Genomic DNA, 20,205 nt, shown 5'->3' with positions numbered 1-20,205 from the left:
GTCTTGGATCTCTACCTGCCGATCGCCGAAATGCCGATGAACGTCTTCCTGCTGCTCGGGATGGGCGCCGCCGTCGGCTTTCTGTCCGGCATGTTCGGCGTGGGCGGCGGGTTCCTGTTGACGCCGCTTCTGATCTTCTCCGGCATCTCACCGGCCGTCGCCGTCGCCTCGGTATCCTCGCAGATCGTTGCCAACTCGGCCTCGGGTGTCCTGGCCTATCTGCGCAAGAAGACGGTGGACCTGAAGCTCGGTCTCTATCTTACGCTGTCCGGCATCATCGGCTCGGCGATCGGCGTCTGGGTCTACGGAGCACTGCGCGGCATCGGCCAGCTCGATGTGGTCATTGCCCTCTGCTACGTCGCCTTTCTCGGCACCATCGGCATGCTGATGTCGGTGGAGGCCGTCAGGGCGATCATCGCCAAGCAACGCGGCACGCCGCTGCCGGTGCGCCGCCCTGGCCAGCACAGCTGGATCGCCGGCTTGCCGCTCCGGGTTCGTTTCCACCGCTCCCGCCTCTACATCTCGGCGCTGCCGATCATCGCGCTCGGCGCGTCCATCGGCTTTCTTGGCGCACTGCTCGGTATCGGCGGCGGCTTCATCATGGTGCCGGCGCTCATCTATCTTCTGAGGGTGCCGACGACCATCGTCATCGGCACGACACTGCTGCAGACGCTGGGCACCATGGCCTTCACCACCTTCATGCAGTCGGCCACCAACCAGACGGTGGACGTGATCTTGGGTCTCGCCCTGATGGTCGGCGGCGTGATCGGCGCGCAGTTCGGGGCACGCGTCGGCCAGTCGCTACGCGGCGAAACACTGCGTCTTCTCTTAGGACTTCTCGTCTTGGCGGTCGGCCTCAGGTTTGCCGTCGATCTCGTGGCGACACCCGAAGAGTTCTATTCGATCAGCAGAATGGGAGGGGGATGAGATGATCATTCGGTCACTCCTTCTCGTTGTGCCCCTCATCCTTGCGCCTTGGCCCTCGAGCGCCGAGACGCTGACAACAGCGCTATCGACCGAGCGCGTCTCCATCGAATCCAACTTCACCGGTTCCGGCGTCGTCATCTTCGGCACCGTCGAGCGCGATCAGCAGACGGTCGCCCGCGGCGCTCCCTATGAGATCGTCGTGACGCTGACCGGTCCGCTGCGTTCCATGGTCGCCCGCCGCAAGGAGCGGGTGGCCGGCATATGGATCAACCGCACGTCAAGCGAACTGCCACGCGTGCCGTCTTTCCTTGCCATCGCCACCACGGCACCGATGGCCGACGTTGCCGGCAATCGGGTGCGTGCTCGGCAAGGCCTCGGCTTCGACATGCTGCCAACGCGCGGCTTGCCCGACGCCCTGCCACCCGTTCGCACCGAGTTCGACGGCGCCTTCTTCCGCCTGATGCAGACGGAAGGCCTGTTCAGCCTCAACGAAGGCAGCGTCGAGTTCCTGTCGCCGCAGCTGTTCCGTGCGCCGATTGCCCTGCCATCCAATGTGCCGATCGGCTGGTACACCGCCAACGTCTATCTGTTCTCCGGCGGCGTGCTGCTCGCCAAGACGACGCAGGACTTTTCCATCCTGAAGGGCGGGTTCGAGCAAGCGATCACCAATCTCGCCCATCAGCAGCCGGCTCTTTATGGCCTCGCCACGGTGGTCGTCGCCTGTTTCACCGGCTGGCTAGCCGGCGTGGCGTTCCGCAGAGACTAAAAGGCTCAGTCCGGCAAGAATTCCGCTGATCGCACCGGATAGACCCGTCCGTCCGACAGCATCCAGGCAATCAGCCGCGACCGTTCGAACAGCCCCTTGAAGGCGACATCCATGACGTTGAGCCCGCCGGTGTAGGCGCCGAAGGCCGGCAGCAGGCAGCGGCTGCCGTCGCAGACGAAGGCGCGCCGACGCACCGTGCGAGACCGCCCCACCTTGGCTGCCGGATGCAGATGGCCCGCCACCTCGCCGACCGATCGTCCAACGCGTGGTTCGTGGCGGAAGACCAGCGGTCCCAAGGCAATTTCGGCAACCGGCGTGCCGCCAAGGCCGGACGGCGGCAACGGATCATGATTGCCGGCCACCCAGGTCCAATCGACCGAGCCGACCAACGCCGTGAGACTCTCAAGGTCGGCCGGGGCGAGACGCCCTTCGGCGCCGCCATCATGAAAACTATCTCCGAGGGCAATGACCCGCTCCGGCCGAAGGCGGCCGATCGCCTCGGTCAGCGCCCGCAGCGTGGCCCGCGTGTCATAGGGCGGCACGAAACGGCCGCGCGAGCCGTGCGAGGAGCCTTTTTCGAGATGCAGATCGGCGACCACCAGCAGCCGCTCCTCCGGCCAGTGAAGCACACCCGAAGCATCGAAGCGCACGGCGGCACCATTAAGATTCACGAGACCGCCCGCAGTCAGCACGTCGTCGTCTCCCTGTCCCGCCCTCAGCGCCGTCACGCCATGGCCTCCCGAATGATTTCGTCTGCCGCCTGCCGCAGCACATCCTCGTCGGCTTCGCCCGCCACGCGCTCGCCGCCGATCTCCAGCATGATCGGCACGGCAAGCGGCGAGATGCGGTCGAGCCGCTTGTGCACGATGCGGCCGCTGATTCGTGACAGCATATCCGAGAGGCGGCGGAGGTCCAGAAGCCCCGAGGAGGCGTCTGCCCAGGCAGCTTCGAGCAGAATATGGTCGGGCTGGTGCTCGCGCAGCACGTCGTAAATCAGATCGGTGGAGACCGTCACCTGCCGCCCGGTCTTCTGGGCACCGATCGCATTCTTCTCGACCAGCCCGGCGATCATCGCGCAGGCCTTGAACATGCGTTTGAGGAGATAGCTCTCGGCCATCCAGGCTTCAAGATCGTCACCCAGCATGTCCGGTTCCAGGAGACGGGACAGGGTCGGCTCGCCAAGCGTGAAAGCACTGCCGACGTCGGCGGCACACCAGACGCCGATCACATAATCGGTGGCGATAAAGCCAAGCGGCTTCAGGCCGAAGCGCTCCAGCCGGCGGGTGAGCAGCATGCCGAGTGTCTGGTGGGCAAGCCGCCCCTCGAAGGGATAGAGCACGAGGAAAAAGCGCCCCCGATGGGGAAAGGTCTCGACCAGAAGCTCGTCCGGCTGGGGCAGAAGCGAGTGATCCCGCTGCAAGACCAGCCAGTCGCGCACCGGCGCCGGCAGTTTCCCCCAAGAGGACGGATCGGACAGCATCTGGCGGACGCCGGCGGCCAGGAACGTGGAGAGCGGGAACTTGCCGCCCGCGTAAACGGGGATGCGCGGATCGCTCGACCGAGCTCGCGAGACGATGACCTCCGTCTCCCGCATGCCCTCGAAACGCAAAACTTCGCCGGCAAACAAAAAGGTGTCGCCGACCTTCATCTGCTCGCAGAAATACTCCTCCACCTCGCCGAGCAGCCGGCCGCCCATCACCGGTCCGCGTCCCCGCGCCTTGCCACCGAGCCGCACCTTCAGCATCGGGCTCTCGATAATGGTGCCGACGTTGAGCCGATAGGCCTGCGCAAAACGCGGATGGGTGAGTCGCCACGTGCCATCGGCGGTCAGCTTGATCTTGGCGTAGCGCTCATAAGCGCGCAGCGCGTAGCCGCCGGTGGCGACCAGATCGATCACCCGGTCGAACCGCTCCCGATCGAGATGGCGGTAGGAATAGGTGGAGACGACCTCAGCGTAGAATTCATCAGCACGAAACGGGCCGGCCACCGCCCGGCCGAGGACGTGTTGGGCCAACACGTCGAGCGCGCCGTCGCGGATCGGCGGGGTGTCCTGGGCGCCGATATAGTTAGCGTCGAGCGCCGCCTGGCATTCCAGCACCTCGAAACGGTTGGCCGGCACCAAGAGTGCCGTCGATGGCTCGTCCATGCGGTGGTTGGCGCGGCCGACACGCTGAGCGAGCCGGCTGGCGCCCTTGGGCGCACCGACGTGGATGACAAGGTCGATGTCGCCCCAGTCGATGCCGAGGTCGAGCGTCGAGGTCGCGACCACCGCTCGAAGACGGCCATCGGCCATCGCCGCCTCCACCTTGCGCCGCTGGCCGACGTCGAGCGAGCCATGATGGAGGGCGATCGGCAGGTTGTCCTCGTTGAGCCGCCACAGCTCGGAGAAGATCATTTCCGCCTGGCTGCGGGTATTGACGAAGATCAGCGTCATGCGGCGCCGGTCGATCTCCTCCAGAAGCCCCTGATAGGCGTAGCGAGCCGAATGGCCGGCCCAGGGGATTGTCTCGTCGGCGTCGAAAATCCGGATGTCCGGCCGCGCCCCACCGGTGACCGTGACGATCTCGGAGAGAGCTGGCGTCTCATCTGGCGCCTGCGGTACCAGCCAGGCGCGTAGCTGGTCAGGTTCGGCGACGGTGGCCGACAGGCCGACCGTGCGAATGGCCGGCGCGATGGCGCGAAGACGGGAAAGGCCGAGCGCCAGGAGATCACCACGCTTGCTGGTGACCAGGGCGTGCAACTCGTCAAGGATCACCGTCTTCAGATCCTCGAAGAAGGTCTCGGCGTCCTTGGCCGCCAGCAGCAGCGCCAATTGCTCGGGTGTAGTGAGCAGGATGTCGGGCGGGATCAACTTCTGACGCTGACGCCTGGAAGCGGAGGTGTCGCCGGTACGCGTCTCGATGGCGACATCCAGGCCGATGCCTTGGACCGGCGTCTCGAGGTTGCGCTCGATATCGACGGCCAGCGCCTTGAGCGGCGAAATATAAAGCGTGTGGACACCGCGCCGCCGGGTGCCCGGCCGCCATTTTGGCCGCGCTGCGAGATCGACCAGCGACGGCAGGAAGCCGGCCAGCGTCTTGCCGGCGCCCGTCGGAGCGATCAGCAGTACGGAACGGCCGGCAAGACCGTGTTCGAGCAGAGCGAGCTGATGGGGACGCGGGCTCCAGCCACGCGACGCGAACCAGGCCTCGAACTTGGGGGGCAAAAGATTCGTCTCGGTCACCGGCCGAGTAAGCCCGATTTCCGCGAACAAGTGAAGAACATTTGCGCAGGCGCCGTCAGGGCGCGCGCTCTGCCACGGCGATTAGCCCTCGGATCGGCGCGCCGCGATCGAACCGCAATGTGTCGCGCGCGAGTTCGGTAATGACAAGACCAACCTCGGAGAGACCGCGGCGGATATAGGCTTCGCTGTGGGCGTAGCGCAGGCTGTCGCGCAGCACGAGGTCGCCGTCATCAGCTTCCTCAACCGTGAAGGCAAAGAGACCATCCGGCGCAAGGCGGGCCGCCACCGCCCGAAACAGCGCGTCGAGCCCACCGACGTAAACCAGCACATCAGCGGCCGTGATGAGGTGATAGTTGCCCTCGGCCATAGAGAGAAAGCTGGCCGCATCGGCAACGGCCAGCGCCTGATAGCGCTCCCCGACATCGGCACGGGTGACCATTTCCGGTGAAAGATCACAGCCGGCGAAATGCTCGACACGACCTTTGAGCACTTCCGCCATCAACCCGGTGCCGCAGCCGAGGTCGGCGCCACGGGCAAAGCGAACCCTAGGGCGAACCCTGTCAATGAGATCGGCAATCAGCCAAGGGGCGCGGTAGCCGAGATCATTGACCAGCGCCGTCTCGAAGCGGTCGGCATAGTCATCGAAGAGACCGCGCACATAAGCCTCTGGCGGGGCGACTGGAACTTCGGCAAGGCCGAGGGCGGCGAGCTTCAGCGACGTGCCGAACAGGCCGTCTGTATCGCGTGCCGCCGCCTGCCTGAGCAGCGGCTCGGCCTCTGCCCGACGGCCGGCGGCAGCCAGGGCGTCGGCCGCTCCAACCAGAGCCGGCAGCCAACCGGGCACCAGCTCCAGCGCTTGCAGATAAAGATCGGTGGCTGCCGCATGATCGCCGGCCTCGAAATAGGCGCGGGCATATTCATAGCGGCGGTCGGCGAGGAGGTCCCCGGAGGAGGCAGCGTGCAAGGTGGTGGCACTCGACGAAATAGGCGCCGGGTCATCCCGCCAAAGCGCCTCGCCGTCAAGATGGATTCAGCCGCGAAGTCCCGACCTACCCGACTTTGCGATAGCGGACACGGGCCGAGTGCTCGATGGCGGCGACGGCCAGCTTGTTGAGGGAGAAGCGGTCTTCCAGCATTTGCAGGAACACCAGTTCCTCCTGTTCGACCTCGACGTCGGAGGCAGCGACTTCCACGGCCAGCGCATAGGCCGTTTCATAGAGACGCTCGGGCAGGGACATGGCCACCCGATCGAGGATGTGGTCGATGCCATTCACCGACTTCAGGTTTTCCGAACAGGCGTCGGCGATCTCGCCGACCGAGCCCTCGAAGCCCTGGAACACCGGCAAGAAACTGATCAGCCGCTCGAATTGGTTGAGCTCGCGCTCGGTCATGTTACGATCGGCGATGGCGGTGGTGACCATGACCCAGATCAACGCTTCCTGGGCGGACAACGGCTTCTGCATGGGATCCTCGGGCAAAAGGCAAACGGAACCCTATTTGGGACGCCGCGCATAAAATCGCAAGCATCCTCTCGGTGAGGTCAGCGTTCCACTGCCCGCCAGCGCCAACCGAATCGACATTGACCCGCCTCGCGTCCTTGACCTTTCAAGGCCTCGTCCCTACTGTCCGCCCGCCCGGAAACTCCGGGTTTTTCTCGAATAGAGGCAACCGATGGCAACCGTTTCTTCCACCCTGCTCTCCGATCCCGCGCTTCTCGCCGCGGCCGGCCGCTCCAAGGCCTGGCCGTTCGAAGAAGCCAAGAAGATCGTGGCGCGGATCGAGAAACGGAAAGACACCGCCAAGCCGGTGATCTTCGAGACCGGCTACGGTCCGTCTGGTTTGCCGCATATCGGCACCTTCGGGGAAGTGGCGCGTACCACCATGGTGCGCCACGCCTTCCGCGTGCTCACCGGCGACAGCGTACCGACGCGTCTTGTCTGTTTCTCGGACGACATGGACGGCATGCGCAAGGTGCCCGACAACGTGCCGAACCCGGATCTCTTGCGGGCCAACCTCGGCAAGGCGCTGACCAACGTACCGAACCCGTTCAGCAACGAACATTCGAGCTTCGGTCACAACAACAACGCCAAGCTCCGGCAGTTCCTTGATACCTTCGGCTTCGACTACGAGTTCATGTCGGCAACCGAGGAGTACAAGAAGGGCACCTTCGACGACATGCTGCTGCGCATGCTCGCCAAGTACGATGCGGTGATGGAGATCATGCTGCCGACGCTGCGCGAAGAGCGACGGAAGACCTACTCGCCCTTCCTGCCGGTGCACCCGAAGACGGAAGTCGTCATGCAGGTGCCGGTCGAGGAACGCAACGTCGAGAAGGGCACCATCGTCTGGACCGACCCAGCCACCGGCGAGCGCTTCGAGACGCCGGTGACCGGCGGTCATGCCAAGTGCCAGTGGAAGCCGGACTGGGCACTGCGCTGGGCGGCGCTCGGCGTCGACTACGAAATGAGCGGCAAGGATCACATCGACAACGTCAAGACGTCGTCGAAGATCTGCAAGGTGCTGGGTGGTACCCCGCCGGACGGTTTCAACTACGAACTGTTCCTCGACGAGAACGGCGAGAAGATCTCCAAGTCCAAGGGCAACGGCCTCACCATCGACGAGTGGCTGACCTATGCCTCGCCGGACAGTCTCGCCCTCTACATGTTCCAGAAGCCGAAGACGGCCAAGCGGCTGTTCTTCGACGTGATCCCGCGTGCCGCCGACGAGTATTTCGCCTATCTCGAGAAATACCCGACGATGGACGTCGACCAGCAGCTCGCCAATCCGGTGTGGCACATTCACTCGGGCGATGTGCCGGTCACGCCGGTGCCGGTCAGCTTCTCGATGCTGCTCAACCTCGTCTCGGCCAGCCACGCCCACGACAAGAGCGCGCTCTGGGCCTATATCGGCCGGCATACGCCGGGCGTGACGCCGGACACGCATCCGAAGCTCGACGAGCTCTGCGGCTATGCGCTGGCCTATTATCGGGACCGGGTGAAGCCCTTCGTCACCTTCCGCATGCCGGACGACGAGGAGCGTCAGGCGCTCGTCAAGCTGCGCGATGCGCTCGACGCGCTGCCGGTCACCACGAGCGGCGAGGCGATCCAGGATACCGTGCTGGCGGTCGGCCGGTCGTTTCCGCGCTTCCAGGACCCGTCGAAAAAGAGCCCCGACGGCGGGCCGGGCGTCAGCCTCGAATGGTTCGCGACGCTCTATCAGGTGTTGCTCGGCCAGGAGAAGGGCCCACGCTTCGGCTCCTTCGTCGAACTCTATGGCCTGAAAGAGACCGTAGCGATGATCGACGCAGCGCTCGCGGGCAAGCTCGGCCAGAGCTGACGGTCAGAACCATAAAGATCGAAGGCCGGCGCATGCGCCGGCCTTTTAGTATCAGGTGGGATGCGAGACCATCAGACGTCGGCCTTCGGCTTCAGCGCCCGTAGCAGCAAGGCGGTGACGATGGTGCCGGCGATCATGGCGATGATGTAGCCACCGAGATTGGTGACCGCGTTGGGGATCGGCAACACGAAGATGCCGCCATGCGGCACGCGCAGCTGGGCACCAACGGCCATCGAGATCATGCCGGCTACGGCCGAGCCGGCCATCAGCGATGGGATGACGCGGATGGGGTCCTTGGCGGCGAAGGGAATGGCGCCTTCGGTGATGAAGGAGATTCCCAGCACCGCAGCGGCATTGCCCGCCTCATGCTCGTCGTCCGAGAAGCGGTCGGCGAACAGCTTGGTGGCGAGCGCCAGACCAAGCGGCGGCGTCATGCCGGCCACCATGGCGGCGGCCATCGGCTCGTAGAGCTGGCTGGCGATCAGGCCGGTGGCGAAGGTATAGGCCGCCTTGTTGACCGGGCCGCCCATGTCGAAGGCCATCATCATGCCGATGATCGCGCCGAGCACGATGGCATTGGCGCCCTGCATGCCCTTGAGGAAATCGGTGAGCCAGGTCAGCGCCGCCGCGACCGGCTGGCCGAGCACGTAGACCATCAGCAGGCCAACGATGGTCGTGCCGAGCAGCGGCAGGATCAGCACCGGCTTCAAGCCATCGAGGTTTCGGCCGAGCTTGATGTACCGGTTGAGGTAGAGCACCACGTAACCGGCCAGGAAGCCGGCGACGATGCCGCCCAAGAAGCCGGCGCCGATGGTGCCGGCGATCACGCCACCGATGGCACCCGGCGCAATGCCCGGCCGGTCGGCGATCGAATAGGCGATGAAGCCGGCCAGAAACGGCACCATCAGCGAGAAGGCCTGCTTGCCGATGGTGAACAGCGCCTGGCCGAGCGTGCCGGCATGCGCGTCGTCGTAGACGTAGATGCCGCCCAGCGCAAAGCCGAGCGCGATCAAGAGACCACCGGCAACGACGAACGGCAGCATGTAGGAGACACCGGTCATCATATGCTTGTAGGGACCGGAGCGCTGTGCCGCGCGGGCGGCCTTCTCGGCGGCCACTTCGGCGGCGAGGTCGCGCTTGCCGCCAGCGGCCGGCGCACCCTGTACCATCGCGTCGACGATGGCCTTCTCGACCAGCGCCTTGCCGTTGGCGATCGCGCCCTTGGTGCCGGTGGAATAGACGCGCTTGCCGGCAAAGCGCGACATGTCGACGTTGGTGTCGGCAGCGATGATCACCAGTTCGGCGGCGGCGATTTCTTCTGCCGTCAGGGTGTTCTGCGCGCCGACCGAGCCTTGCGTCTCGACCTTGACGGCATAGCCGAGCGCCTTGGCGCCCTGCTCCACGCCTTCGGCCGCCATGAACGTATGGGCGATGCCGGTCGGGCAGGAGGTGATGCCGACGATCAGCTTGACCGCCGAGGCGGCAACGGCACCGGCCGGATCGGCCAGAGCGGCGTCGAGCATCAGCTTGCGCACGGTTTTGCCGGCAAAGCGGGCGACATCAGCGACATCGCCGACGATCAGCACCAGGTCGGCGGCGGCAATGGTCGCCGCGTCGAGCGGCGTGGTCACGCCATTCGGCGTCTGCGTCTCGATGCTGAGGGACGTACCGGCGGCACCTGCCGCCTTCTTAAGGGCTTCGGCGGCGATCAGGGGCTTGCTCCCCGTCTCCTTGACGCCGATCACGACTGCTAACTTTGCCATTCTCATCCTCCAATGAAGAGCCTTCTCGCTGCCCACAGCCCCGGCGAGAATTCAGGGATATTCAGAAAATCAGGGCGTCAGAGGCGGATGATCTCCGCCCGTGCGGCCAGCGCTTCGACGACGGCGCGCTCCGGCAGATGGGGTCCAACCCGCTTGAGCTTGGCGGCGGCAAAGGCCACTGCCTGTCGCGCCATCGCTTCGAGCGGCTTGTCCTCGGCGAGCGCGGTGGCAATACCGGCCACCATGGCGTCACCGGCGCCGACGGTGCTGAGGGCCTCGACCACCGGCAGGCGGGCGGTAAGCGTCTCGCCCTCGGTGACGAACAGCGCGCCTTCCTCGCCGCAGGAGACGACGACCAGCCGCACGCCGCGACCGACGATGTCCCGAGCGGCGCCGATCAGCACCTCGATATCCGGCAGCGGCCGGCCGACCAGTTCCTCGAGCTCGTGCCGATTGGGCTTCACCGCGAAGGGCAGCGACTTGCCCGTGGCGGTGAGCAGCGCCTTGAGCGGCGCGCCCGACGTGTCGGCCACCACCTTGGCACCGGCGGCATTGAGGCCGGCGACCAGCGACACCAGCGCGTCGGCGGCAAGACTGGCCGGCAGCGATCCGCCGACCACCACGATGGCCCCGGCCTTGGCGGCTTCGAGCGCGGCGGCGGCGACCCGGTCAAGATGCTCGGCGTCGACCGTCAGGCCGGGCGTGTTGAGATCGGTGGTCTCGCCGGAGGCGGTGTCGGCGATCTTGATGTTGGTGCGTGTGTCGCCGCTGACGCGGACGAAGCGATCGGTGATGCCCTTCACCGCGAATAGCTCGACGAAGGCGCCGTCGTTGCCACGCCCGAGAACGCCGGTCACCGTCACCTGTCCGCCCCAATCGGCGGCGCAGGCGGCGACGTTGACGCCCTTGCCCCCAGCGTTGACCTGCGCCCGCTCGGCGCGGTTGACGCCGCTCTGAACGAGACCATTGACCTCGATCGTCAGGTCGACCGCCGGGTTGAGGGTGATGGTCACGATCGGCTTCATGCCGCATCTCCCTGGCCGATGGCGACATCGAGCGCCCGGACCTCGCTGGCCGTGCGCGCGGCGACCGCCTTGTCGGCCAGCGCCTTGAGATCGGCCATCGAGGCGGTGCGCAGACGCACCTTGACGGCGGGGATGTCGCGCACGGTCATCGACAGCTCGTCGACGCCGAGGCCGGCCAGCACCGAAGCGCCGAAGGGATCGCCGGCAATGCCGCCGCAGACGCCAACCCAGCGCCCGTGCACCGCCGCGCCTTCGACGGTGGTCTTGATCAGGCGCAGCACGGCCGGGTGCAGACTGTCGGCCTCGGCCGCCAGTTCGGGATGCTGCCGGTCGATCGCCAGCGTGTATTGTGTGAGGTCGTTGGTGCCGATCGAGAAGAAATCGACATACTCGGCATAGACGTCGGCCATTACCGCCGTCGACGGCACCTCGACCATGATGCCGAGCGGCACGGCGGGCGCGCCGACCTCGGCCCGGATCTCCTCGGCCACCTTGCGGACGGCCAGGATCTCGTCGAGCGAGGTGATCATCGGCAACATGATCTTGAGGTTGGCGCCGGTCTTGGCGACGCGGTAGAGGGCGCTGAGCTGCGGCCGCATCAGGTCGGGACGGCGCAGGGTCAGACGGGTGCCGCGCACGCCGAGGAACGGGTTGTCCTCGCGCGGCAGCTTCAGATGCGGCGCCTGCTTGTCGCCGCCGATATCCAGCGTGCGCACGATCAGCGGCCGTCCCCCGAGGTTTTCGACCATGGCGCTATAAGTGGAGAACTGCTCCTCCTCGCTCGGCGTGTGGCCGCCATCGAGGAACAGGAATTCGGTGCGCATCAGACCGACGCCCTCGGCGCCCTGGTCGATGGCACCGGCGACATCGGCGGGCTTGTTGATGTTGGCGCCGATCTCGATGGTTCGGCCGTCGGTGGTGGTGGCGGCAAGCGCCCGCCCTTCCGCTTCCGAGGCAGCGCGCCGCACACCGGCCTCGATGAAGGCGCGCGCCGAGGTGAGATCCGCTTCGCTCGGGTCGAGATAGAGCCGGCCGGCGGCGCCGTCGAGAATGGCGGTCGTTCCCGCCTTGGTTTCCAGAAGACCTGCGCCCAGCGCCACCACGGCCGGCAGGCCGAGCGTGCGGGCGAGGATGGCGGTGTGCGAGGTCGGCCCGCCCTGCGCGGTCGCCAGACCGGCGATCAGCGTGGTGTCGAGGCCGATGGTGTCCGACGGGGTGAGGTCGGCGGCGACCAGGATCGACGGGGTGGACGGCAGCACGATCCCCGAACCGCTCGCCACCTCGGGTGCCAGCTTGGAGAGCACGCGGCGGCCAACGTCGCGCACGTCGGAGGCGCGGGCGGCCAGCAAGGGATTGGCATTGCTTTCGAGCGACCCCGCCACCTCTTCGACGGCGGCACGCCAAGACCAGGCGGGGCCATGGCCACCGACCACCAGCAGGGAGGCTTTCGTCAGGATTTCCGGATCGTTGAGCAACTCGGCATGCGCCTCGAAGATCGCCGCTTCCGACGGCCCCACCTTCGCGGCGGCCTCCGTGGCGACGGTCTTGAGTTCACCAATCGTCGCTTCAATGGCCTGATCGAGCGCGGTAGAGGCCTCGACAAGACCCATCGGCGTATCGGCGACCTCGACGGTCGCGCTCTTCAGCACGTGTACTGGGGCAACGACCACGCCCGGCGCCGCGGCAACGCCAGAAAACGTTTTCAGATTGGTGACCGGCACCCAGCCCTTGCGGCCGACGGGGGCCGGCGCCTTGGCGGCATCCGCCTTCTCTTCGGCCGACAGTCGCTCGATCACCTGCACGAAGGCAGACAGAGCGACGGCGGCGTTGTCGCCCTCGGCGGAAATCGTCAGCGTTTCACCGGCGCGAAGGCCCAATTGCAGCAGGGAAACCAGCCGCGTCGGGTCGGCGGCATCCGCGCCACGTCGCACCTGCAGACGTGCTCCGGTGGCCTTGGCCGCATCGACCCAGCGGCTGGCCGGGCGGGCGTGCAGGCCGTTGGGATAGTCGACCGTCCACTCGACCTTCAGCGCGAGATCGGCCGGTATCGCGGCATCGGCGGCTAATGCCGCGGCGGCCGTTTCGTCCAGCGCGGCGATGATAGCCCGCGGGTCGTCGACCTCGAATAGCGCCTCGAGCGCCGCCTCGTCCTGGAACAGCCGCGTCAGCCGGCGCAGCACGGAAATATGGTCGTCCGACTGGGCGGCAATCGCCACCACCAGCTTGACGGTCTGGCCTTCGTTCCAGGTCACGCCGCCGGGAACCTGCAGGATGGCGAGGCCGTTGTGCTTGATCAGGCCGCGATCGGCGTTCATGCCGTGAGGAATGGCAACCCCATGCCCCAGATAGGTTTCGGCCACCGTCTCGCGGCGCAGCATGCTGTCGGCATAGGCCGGATCGATATAGCCGCCGGCAGCCAGCAGGCCGCACGCCTCGCGGATGGCGGCTTCCTTGGAGGCCGGCGCCGCCTTGATGCGCGTCAGCTCTGGTGCGAGAAGTGGCTTTGTGCTGCTCAACATGAAACTTCCCTCTCCTCCGCGCATCAGAAAACTGAAAACCTTTTCAGCTCTATTCACGCAGATAACATGAGCCAGCTTTCCGAGGAATGCTGAAAAAACCCGTATTGAAGGCCGTCTTTAGACGTGATTGGTTTCGCCGTAAACGGAGAACGATTTTAGCTATGAGCGTTGGCATCAAGGATGTAGCTATCGCCGCGGGCGTTTCGCCGGCAACGGTTTCGCGTGTTCTCGCCAACCGCCATGTCAAGCCAGAGCTGCGCGAGCGGGTGGAAACCGCAATCCGGCTAACGGGTTACCGCCCCAACCTCTCGGCGCGTCGGCTGCGCTCGCAGCATTCCAACACCATCGGCCTGATCGTTCCCGATATCCGCAATCCCTTCTTCACGACGCTGAGTCGCGCTGTGGAAGACGCCGCCTACAAGGCCAACATGCGGGTCGTGCTGTGCAACACCGATGAGAATCCCACCCGCGAGACCATGTATCTGCGCCTGATGCAGGAGGAGCGGGTGACCGGCGTCATCTACGCGCCGACGCGCGAGACGGCCGCGCAGCTCGACCGACTCAACTTCGATTTCCCGGTGGTGCTGGTCGACCGCCACGGCCCGGCCGGCAAGCACGACTCGGTGATCCTCGATAATCGCCAGGCCTCCGCCACGCTGGTCGAACACCTCCATTCCCGTGGCTTCAAGTCCATCGAGGGGCTGTTCGGCAACACCTCGTCCACCGCCCGCGATCGCTTCAGTGGCTACACCGAGGCGATGAACGACCGTGCCCTGACGCCGCGCGCCGACTTCGTGGCCCCCAACGCCGACGCCGCTACCGTGGCGGCGCGGCAAATCCTGTCGCGCAAGGACCGCCCGGAGGCGCTGATCGCCTCCAACGGCCTCATCCTGCTGGGTGTCGCCCAGGCTATGCAGGAGCTGGGCCTTCAGGCGCCTGACGATATCGCCATCGCCGGCTTCGACAACGAGATCTGGACCGGCCTCATCGGCTCCGGCATCACGGTGATCGAGCAGCCGGTGGCCGATATCGGCCATTCGGCGATGCGCCTCCTGTTCGAGCGTATAGAAACGCCGGAGATGGCGCCGCGCGTCGTCATGCTCTCGGGCAAACTGATCGAGCGCAACTCAAGCAAGCGACCCGGCTGACACGGCCAGAAAAGACCGATCGCCGACGGCCAACGCCCGCCTGCGGCCGTCTTCGCAAGGTGGCCGAGCCGAATATTGCAGGCTTGCCCGGAAAATTTTGCCCGGAACAATAGGCCTTTCGTGATCGGCCTGCAGGTCGCGGTCCATACGCCCGTGAACGCCCGTCCGCCGGTTCACCGGAGCATACCGGGCTTTTTCCGGACCGTGCGGAAACCATTCAACTTCCCGCACACGCTTTCGCGATCCAGCGGTCAACTTTCCCCCTCGCACTCGTCAGCGAGGGCCGGTTTCGCTGTGATCGATCAAAGAACATCTTCGGGTCATCGGCAGCGAACAAGACCTCCCCCGACAAGGTGTCCTCGCTGCCTCCCGACAAAAACCAAAGACCCAAAACACCAATTGAAGACCGGAGTTATCACCATGAACAAGTTCCTCATCGCCGCCGCCTTCTCCCTCATCCTGGCCCCCGCCCTTGCCAACGCCGCAGCTTCCTTCGATCCGGGTGCCGGCAATGCCGCCCCGACCTTCGTCTCGGCGCCTGCCCAGGTGAATGGAGCCAATGCCGCCGCGGCCAAGGCCGACGCCCAGCGTTACGCCTCCGTCGCCGACAGCGTGGTGATCGGCACCCATGGCGTCGCGCCGCAGGGCGTCGTCGAATACGATCCGGGCGCGGCCGATGGCCAGTCAGCCTTCGTCGCCAAGACGGTCCTGTCCGGCGCCGGCGCTCAGGTCGCCCAGCAGCGCTTCATTCCCTACGCCGACAACAGCGAAGTGATTGGCAACTGATCCCAAGCCGATCCCCATCGTCACAGATGACCAAGGCCGCCCTACCGGGCGGCCTTTTCGTATCAGGTGGGGTCCGGCGGCTGCAAACTGCCGTCGCCATAGCGGCCAAGCTTCTCCGTCTTGGCCTTGGCTGCATAGGGCGCCAGCAACGGGTCGGCGGGGTCTATCGGCTCGGCCCATCCCCGGCTCACCATGAAGACCGAAAGATTGCGATTGCCGACCCAGCAGTCGGCGCGGCTTTCGCCGTCGTCCTCTTTCGCCGCGATGTTGATGCAGCCGATGGCACGCGGCCCGATCAGCCGGGCGAGATCGGCACGCGCTCGGGCGCCACAGTTCCAACGGCCGACCGGTCCTTCGCAAGCATCTGAGAAGGCGGCGCCATTGATGCCTGCAAGATGGATGACCAGAGTTTCACGGTCGCGGATGGTCCGGAAGCGGGTGGCATCGAGCACCGTGACACGCGAGAAGAGGGCCTCGAAGCTGGCAGGCGGTGGGGCGAGCGGAAGTTCCGCCGCCTGTGCGATCTTTGGGGAATTGGCTGTTTGGAGTGGGGGCGGGGCGTCGGCGGTCAGCAGCTTCTTCGGTACCAGCGGCGATGGTGGCCGACCGAAATCGAGTATGGTCGGTCGAGCAACGGTCAAATCCTCGCGCTCCGCGTCGCCCCAAAACCAAAGCAATGCGGCAGCGGTCAAAGCCGTGCCGACGATGAAGGGCGCAACGCTGCGCGTCAGAAAGCCGTACCGCCATTGCCGTCGAGCCATCGCGGAGTTCCCTTGCTGGAGCGCGTGCGCTGAAAAATGCTGCATTCTCGCTATAGGAGCAAGCCGCTTACCAGCGATAGCAGCCCTGTGCGAGGATTTGATTGGAGCGGGGTGGTATCGGGCAATTGGATGTTCTAGAGGAAGGCCGCAGCCTTTCGGAGTTGGCCCATGGATCGTCTCGTCTACAAGATCGCGCCACGCGCGCTGTGGGAAGCCGCCGAGGCGACGGGCGTGTTTGCCGGCGCATCGATCGACTTCGAGGACGGCTTCATCCACCTGTCATCAGCAGCGCAGGTCAAAGAGACGGCGCGCCTCTACTTCGCTGATCAAAACGACCTTCTGCTGATCGGCGTCGACACGGCAGCTGTGGGCGAAGCGCTGAAGTGGGAAGCCTCGCGCGGTGGCGACCTCTTTCCGCATCTCTACGCGCCGCTGGAATTCTCGGCGGTGGACTTCGTCGTACCGCTGCCGCTCGGGCCGGACGGCGGGCATCAATTCCCCGATCTGGAGACCGGCCGATGACCCTTTCCGAACTGATCGGTTCGTTCAGCGCCGCCATGCTCCGGCGTCTTGATCCGGAACTTGCCCATACGTTCGCCGTTTCCGCCATGCGCTTCAACCTGGCGCCGGGCCTGCCCAAGGTGGTGGATGATCGCCTTGTCGTCGATTTCTTCGACATGCGGCTCGATCATCCGATCGGACTCGCCGCCGGCTTCGACAAGGACGCCGAAATCGCCGACGCGCTGCTGAAGCAGGGTTTTTCCCATGTGGAAGTCGGCACGGTGACACCGCGACCGCAGCCGGGCAATCCCAAGCCGCGCATCTTTCGCCTGCCCGAAGCGGGTGCGGTGATCAACCGCTGCGGCTTCAACGGCAAAGGCCATACCCATGCGCTGAAGCAGCTGGAACGGCGCAATGGCCGCCCGGGTGTCATCGGCGTCAACGTTGGCGCCAACAAGGACAGCACCGATCGCACTGACGATTACGTGAAAGGCATCAAGGCTTTCGCCGGTCTTGCCTCCTACTTTACCGTCAACATTTCCTCGCCCAATACGCCCGGCCTGCGTGACCTGCAGGCGAGCGCCGCCCTGTCCGATCTGGTGGCGCGCGTTATCGAGGCGCGCGACGAAGCGACGGCCGCCATCGGTCGCCGGACGCCGGTGCTGGTCAAGATCGCGCCCGACCTCGACGAAGCGGCGCTTGACGACATCGCGGCTGTGATCGGGGCACGCGGTGCCGATGGTCTCGTTGTGTCTAATACGACTCTGTCACGCAGCGGCGTATTCGGCCCGACGGCGGCGGAGCCCGGCGGCCTTTCGGGCAGGCCGCTGTTCGAGCGCTCCACTATCGTGCTCGCCAAGATGCGCGAGCGGGTCGGTCGCGCTCTGCCGATCATCGGCGTCGGCGGTGTGATGACCGGCGAGGACGCCTATATGAAGATCGCCGCCGGCGCCAATCTGGTGCAGGTCTACACCGCCTTCATCTATGGCGGCGGCAACGCCGTCAACGCCATCACCCACGACCTGTTGGCGCGTATCGAGAAAAGCGGCATCGGTTCGGCACGGGCGCTGGCCGGTTCGGACAGCCGAGCCTGGGCGAGCCGGCCCATTCCGCTGTAAGATCAAGCAGCGATCAGCCCACCGTCAATTGCGGCGGGCTTGCTCGAAATCAGCCGATCGCCATACCCGTCCGGGACTAAACGCCGGCGGCTCGGCGCAATCCGTTCAGATTGTCGGCGATGCTGGCACCACCCTTGAAGACGGCGCTGCCACTGACGATCATATCCGGTCGGAAGCTGGCGGCGACGCCGATCGTCGCCTCCGTGATCCCACCATCGATGGCTATCAGCGGATCCGCACCAGCGTCCGCGGCAAGCTGCCTCAGCCGCTCGATCTTGCAGCCAAGCGCCGCATCGGGTGCGCCGCCGCTCCAGCCGGGATCGACCGCGAGCAATGTCACCATGTCGATCGCGTGCAGGACAGGCACCACGACATCCACCGGCGTCGCCGGATTGAGTGCCACCGCTCGCAACACGCGCCGACCCGGATGGCTCGCCACATCGACATCCAGCAGCGCGAGCGCTCGGTGGAAATGAACCAATCCTTCGGGATGAACGTGCACGATGTCGGCGCCGGCCTTCAACACGGCCGGAATGACGCTGAGCGGATCGGCCACCATCAGATGGACGTCCTTCAGCATCTTGGTCTTCGATGCCGCGACAAGCGGCGGGCCGGCGGTGAAGCCGGGGCAGAAGACGCCGTCCATTACGTCGAAATGCAGAAGGGCGTTGCCGGCTGCTTCCAGTTCGGCAATGGCGGCGCCATACGCCATGGCATCAGCGGCGAGAAGGCCGACGCTGAGCGACGGCGCGGCGCGACGCAGGAACGCCTTCAGGGCATCGCGCGTCGCAAGATCATCCGTTGAGGGGAACATAGCGGCCTCGTCAGGCGCGCGGCAGAATGCCGACGAACACCTTGTGGCTGCGTGGACCAGTCATGATGTCTTCGAGCTCGGCCTTCACCTTGAGGTAATGCGGGGTCGTCTTGTGAAACTTCACGGCCGCCTCGTCGACGAAGGCCTCGTAGATGGTGAAGCGGGTCGGTTCATTGGGATCCTGCAGCACGTCAAACCGCCGGCAGCCGGGCTCGGCAATGGTACCCTCGCGGTTGGCGCCGAAGACGCGCAGGAAATCGTCGACGCGGTCGGGCTTGACGTTGATCTCAACGAGCGTGACGTGCATGGCCGAAACCTCCAGATTGTCAGGGTAGTAAAAGGATGGCCGGCCGCCGGTGGAGGACGGCCGGCTCTCCGGAATCCCGATCGGCCAAATGGGGGGAGCCGACGGGGGAGGAGCGGACGGCAGACGGGAGGGACCGCCGTTCCGCAGAGCTGAAGGAAATTCGATCAGAAGTCGAACTTGTCGATGTTGTCCTTGGTGAACACCTGACGCTCCGGCAGCAGGATGATGCCGTTGCCGTCAGCCTCGTACTTGTAGCCCTGGACGCTGTTCGGGCTGACTTCGACGGTGCCGACTTCAGGAATGTCCAGCTTGTCGCCGACCTTCATGGCGCCGTTCTTGATGAGGTGATCGGCGACGTAGATGGAGATGGCACCCTGCTTGGTGACGTCCCAGAGACCGAAGGCCTTGACGGTGTCGCGCTTGACGTAGGGGCGCATCACGTTCGGCGTCGAGAAACCGACAATGGTCACCTGGCCGGCGCGGCCGACGTTTTCGGCAGCCTGGGCGGCGGCCGGAAGCGCGTTGGCGTCGGGAGCGATGATGATGTCGACGTCCTTATAGGCCTTCAGGATGCTTTCGCCCGTCTGCAGCGACTTCTGGGCATCGTTGTAGCCATACTGGGTGGTGACCACTTCCCAACCCGGCTTGTCCTTGGCGATGATCGCCTTGGCCTGCTCGACCCACTGGTTCTGGTCGGTCACCGTCGGGCTGGAATAGAAGAAGGCGACCTTGGCTTTTTCGGCCGGATGCTGCTCGGACGCCATGTCGACAAGCAGCTTGCCGAGCTGAGCCGGCGTGCCCTGGTCGATATAGTAGCTGCGGCATTCGGGATTGACGTCGCTATCCCAGGTCAGGACCTTGATGCCGCGGGCCATGGCGCGCTTCAGCGCCGGGCAGAGACCGTCAGGCGACACGGCGGAGACGACGATGGCGTTGAAGCCCTGGTTGGCGAAGGTGTTGATATACTGCACCTGGCCGGACACCGACGGCTCGGTCGGGCCGTCATAGGTCACTTCCACGCCGAGCTTCTTGCCGGCTTCGACGGCGCCCTTGCCGCCGGAGGTGAAGAAGCCGACGCCGACCAACTTCGGAATGAAGGCGATGCGGGCGCTATCAGCGGCGATCGACGGGCCAGCACAGGACGCAGCAGCGGCCACGGCAAGCGCGAGGGAAACGGTACCAAACTTCATTTGTTGCTCTCCTTCCAAGCG

The 20,205-nt window shown here is 65.4% G+C and carries 18 protein-coding genes; 7 read left to right on the top strand and 11 right to left on the bottom strand.

The genetic code is table 11. The annotated features are described in order from the left end of the window. Positions 1–3: 3 nt before the first annotated feature. Both G522_RS0104915 and G522_RS0104910 read left to right on the top strand, forming a co-directional pair. On the top strand, positions 4–927 hold the full coding sequence (locus tag G522_RS0104915; protein WP_026790078.1) for a sulfite exporter TauE/SafE family protein: 924 nt from the start codon (positions 4–6) through the stop codon (positions 925–927). A 1-nt stretch (position 928) separates the two neighbouring features. Beyond that, positions 929–1,693, top strand: a complete 765-nt coding sequence (locus tag G522_RS0104910) for a TIGR02186 family protein (RefSeq protein WP_026790077.1) — start codon at positions 929–931, stop codon at positions 1,691–1,693. A gap of 5 nt (positions 1,694–1,698) precedes the next feature. On the opposite strand, the gene pdeM is transcribed toward G522_RS0104910, so the two are convergent. The 4 genes from pdeM to G522_RS0104890 form a co-directional block, all read right to left on the bottom strand. Next, on the bottom strand, positions 1,699–2,412 hold the full coding sequence (gene pdeM, locus G522_RS0104905) for a ligase-associated DNA damage response endonuclease PdeM (protein ID WP_425414046.1): 714 nt from the start codon (positions 2,410–2,412) through the stop codon (positions 1,699–1,701). Between the two features lie 5 nt (positions 2,413–2,417). Further along, positions 2,418–4,934, bottom strand: coding sequence for a ligase-associated DNA damage response DEXH box helicase (locus G522_RS0104900; RefSeq protein ID WP_051228350.1), 2,517 nt, complete (start codon positions 4,932–4,934; stop codon positions 2,418–2,420). 37 nt (positions 4,935–4,971) lie between these two features. Continuing rightward, positions 4,972–5,880, bottom strand: coding sequence for a class I SAM-dependent DNA methyltransferase (locus G522_RS0104895; RefSeq protein ID WP_051228326.1), 909 nt, complete (start codon positions 5,878–5,880; stop codon positions 4,972–4,974). Positions 5,881–5,965: 85 nt separating this feature from the next. Continuing rightward, entirely contained in the window at positions 5,966–6,379 is a 414-nt protein-coding gene (locus tag G522_RS0104890; RefSeq protein WP_026790073.1) for a tellurite resistance TerB family protein, read from the bottom strand. A gap of 208 nt (positions 6,380–6,587) precedes the next feature. Between G522_RS0104890 and G522_RS0104885 the strand changes: the two genes are divergently transcribed. Further along, complete coding sequence (locus G522_RS0104885; protein WP_026790072.1) at positions 6,588–8,252, top strand: lysine--tRNA ligase; 1,665 nt, start codon at positions 6,588–6,590, stop codon at positions 8,250–8,252. Between the two features lie 71 nt (positions 8,253–8,323). Here the strand turns inward: G522_RS0104885 and G522_RS0104880 are convergent, their stop codons facing one another. From G522_RS0104880 to ptsP, 3 genes are all read right to left on the bottom strand, one after another. After that, on the bottom strand, positions 8,324–10,015 hold the full coding sequence (locus G522_RS0104880) for a PTS fructose transporter subunit IIC (protein ID WP_026790071.1): 1,692 nt from the start codon (positions 10,013–10,015) through the stop codon (positions 8,324–8,326). A gap of 77 nt (positions 10,016–10,092) precedes the next feature. After that, the gene (gene pfkB / locus G522_RS0104875; RefSeq protein ID WP_026790070.1) at positions 10,093–11,040 is read right to left on the bottom strand and encodes a 1-phosphofructokinase; all 948 of its coding nucleotides are present in this window, start codon (positions 11,038–11,040) and stop codon (positions 10,093–10,095) included. Next, positions 11,037–13,559, bottom strand: coding sequence for a phosphoenolpyruvate--protein phosphotransferase (gene ptsP, locus G522_RS0104870; RefSeq protein WP_210162886.1), 2,523 nt, complete (start codon positions 13,557–13,559; stop codon positions 11,037–11,039). The genes pfkB and ptsP overlap by 4 nt, the downstream gene beginning before the upstream one ends. 161 nt (positions 13,560–13,720) lie before the next feature. On the opposite strand from ptsP, the gene G522_RS0104865 reads away from it, so the two are divergent. Together G522_RS0104865 and G522_RS0104860 are read left to right on the top strand one after the other, a co-directional pair. Next, positions 13,721–14,707, top strand: coding sequence for a LacI family DNA-binding transcriptional regulator (locus tag G522_RS0104865; RefSeq protein ID WP_026790068.1), 987 nt, complete (start codon positions 13,721–13,723; stop codon positions 14,705–14,707). A gap of 420 nt (positions 14,708–15,127) precedes the next feature. Further along, positions 15,128–15,493, top strand: coding sequence for a hypothetical protein (locus G522_RS0104860; protein WP_026790067.1), 366 nt, complete (start codon positions 15,128–15,130; stop codon positions 15,491–15,493). Between the two features lie 62 nt (positions 15,494–15,555). On the opposite strand, the gene G522_RS0104855 is transcribed toward G522_RS0104860, so the two are convergent. Beyond that, a complete protein-coding gene (locus G522_RS0104855) occupies positions 15,556–16,254 on the bottom strand; it encodes a thermonuclease family protein (RefSeq protein ID WP_026790066.1) in 699 nt (232 codons plus the stop codon). A 168-nt stretch (positions 16,255–16,422) separates the two neighbouring features. Between G522_RS0104855 and G522_RS0104850 the strand changes: the two genes are divergently transcribed. Together G522_RS0104850 and G522_RS0104845 are read left to right on the top strand one after the other, a co-directional pair. Continuing rightward, entirely contained in the window at positions 16,423–16,776 is a 354-nt protein-coding gene (locus G522_RS0104850) for a DUF952 domain-containing protein (RefSeq protein ID WP_026790065.1), read from the top strand. Beyond that, on the top strand, positions 16,773–17,873 hold the full coding sequence (locus G522_RS0104845) for a quinone-dependent dihydroorotate dehydrogenase (RefSeq protein WP_051228325.1): 1,101 nt from the start codon (positions 16,773–16,775) through the stop codon (positions 17,871–17,873). Before G522_RS0104850 ends, G522_RS0104845 begins: the two co-directional genes overlap by 4 nt. A 76-nt stretch (positions 17,874–17,949) precedes the next feature. Here the strand turns inward: G522_RS0104845 and G522_RS25650 are convergent, their stop codons facing one another. From G522_RS25650 to lsrB, 3 genes are all read right to left on the bottom strand, one after another. Then, positions 17,950–18,687 (bottom strand): ribulose-phosphate 3-epimerase, encoded by a 738-nt coding sequence (locus G522_RS25650; protein ID WP_051228324.1) that lies wholly within the window; start codon positions 18,685–18,687, stop codon positions 17,950–17,952. Between the two features lie 10 nt (positions 18,688–18,697). After that, positions 18,698–18,994: a (4S)-4-hydroxy-5-phosphonooxypentane-2,3-dione isomerase gene (gene lsrG / locus G522_RS0104835; RefSeq protein WP_026790063.1), complete on the bottom strand. Its 297-nt coding sequence runs from the start codon at positions 18,992–18,994 to the stop codon at positions 18,698–18,700. Positions 18,995–19,158: 164 nt separating this feature from the next. Further along, positions 19,159–20,184 (bottom strand): autoinducer 2 ABC transporter substrate-binding protein LsrB, encoded by a 1,026-nt coding sequence (lsrB, locus tag G522_RS0104830; RefSeq protein WP_026790062.1) that lies wholly within the window; start codon positions 20,182–20,184, stop codon positions 19,159–19,161. Positions 20,185–20,205 lie beyond the last annotated feature (21 nt).

This window comes from Pleomorphomonas oryzae DSM 16300, assembly GCF_000422965.1.
Lineage (GTDB): Bacteria > Pseudomonadota > Alphaproteobacteria > Rhizobiales > Pleomorphomonadaceae > Pleomorphomonas > Pleomorphomonas oryzae.
Note: the sequence above shows the minus strand (reverse complement) of the source record. Positions and strands in the feature narration are given on the sequence as shown.

What these genes read in the sequence shown, in the direction of transcription:
- G522_RS0104910 (WP_026790077.1), top strand. Translation starts at nt 929, where the DNA reads ATGATCATTCGGTCACTCCTTCTCGTTGTGCCCCTCATCCTTGCGCCT.
- G522_RS0104890 (WP_026790073.1), bottom strand. Translation starts at nt 6,379, where the DNA reads ATGCAGAAGCCGTTGTCCGCCCAGGAAGCGTTGATCTGGGTCATGGTC.
- G522_RS0104885 (WP_026790072.1), top strand. Translation starts at nt 6,588, where the DNA reads ATGGCAACCGTTTCTTCCACCCTGCTCTCCGATCCCGCGCTTCTCGCC.
- G522_RS0104880 (WP_026790071.1), bottom strand. Translation starts at nt 10,015, where the DNA reads ATGGCAAAGTTAGCAGTCGTGATCGGCGTCAAGGAGACGGGGAGCAAG.
- pfkB (WP_026790070.1), bottom strand. Translation starts at nt 11,040, where the DNA reads ATGAAGCCGATCGTGACCATCACCCTCAACCCGGCGGTCGACCTGACG.
- ptsP (WP_210162886.1), bottom strand. Translation starts at nt 13,559, where the DNA reads ATGTTGAGCAGCACAAAGCCACTTCTCGCACCAGAGCTGACGCGCATC.
- G522_RS0104865 (WP_026790068.1), top strand. Translation starts at nt 13,721, where the DNA reads ATGAGCGTTGGCATCAAGGATGTAGCTATCGCCGCGGGCGTTTCGCCG.
- G522_RS0104860 (WP_026790067.1), top strand. Translation starts at nt 15,128, where the DNA reads ATGAACAAGTTCCTCATCGCCGCCGCCTTCTCCCTCATCCTGGCCCCC.
- G522_RS0104855 (WP_026790066.1), bottom strand. Translation starts at nt 16,254, where the DNA reads ATGGCTCGACGGCAATGGCGGTACGGCTTTCTGACGCGCAGCGTTGCG.
- G522_RS0104850 (WP_026790065.1), top strand. Translation starts at nt 16,423, where the DNA reads ATGGATCGTCTCGTCTACAAGATCGCGCCACGCGCGCTGTGGGAAGCC.
- G522_RS0104845 (WP_051228325.1), top strand. Translation starts at nt 16,773, where the DNA reads ATGACCCTTTCCGAACTGATCGGTTCGTTCAGCGCCGCCATGCTCCGG.
- G522_RS25650 (WP_051228324.1), bottom strand. Translation starts at nt 18,687, where the DNA reads ATGTTCCCCTCAACGGATGATCTTGCGACGCGCGATGCCCTGAAGGCG.
- lsrG (WP_026790063.1), bottom strand. Translation starts at nt 18,994, where the DNA reads ATGCACGTCACGCTCGTTGAGATCAACGTCAAGCCCGACCGCGTCGAC.
- lsrB (WP_026790062.1), bottom strand. Translation starts at nt 20,184, where the DNA reads ATGAAGTTTGGTACCGTTTCCCTCGCGCTTGCCGTGGCCGCTGCTGCG.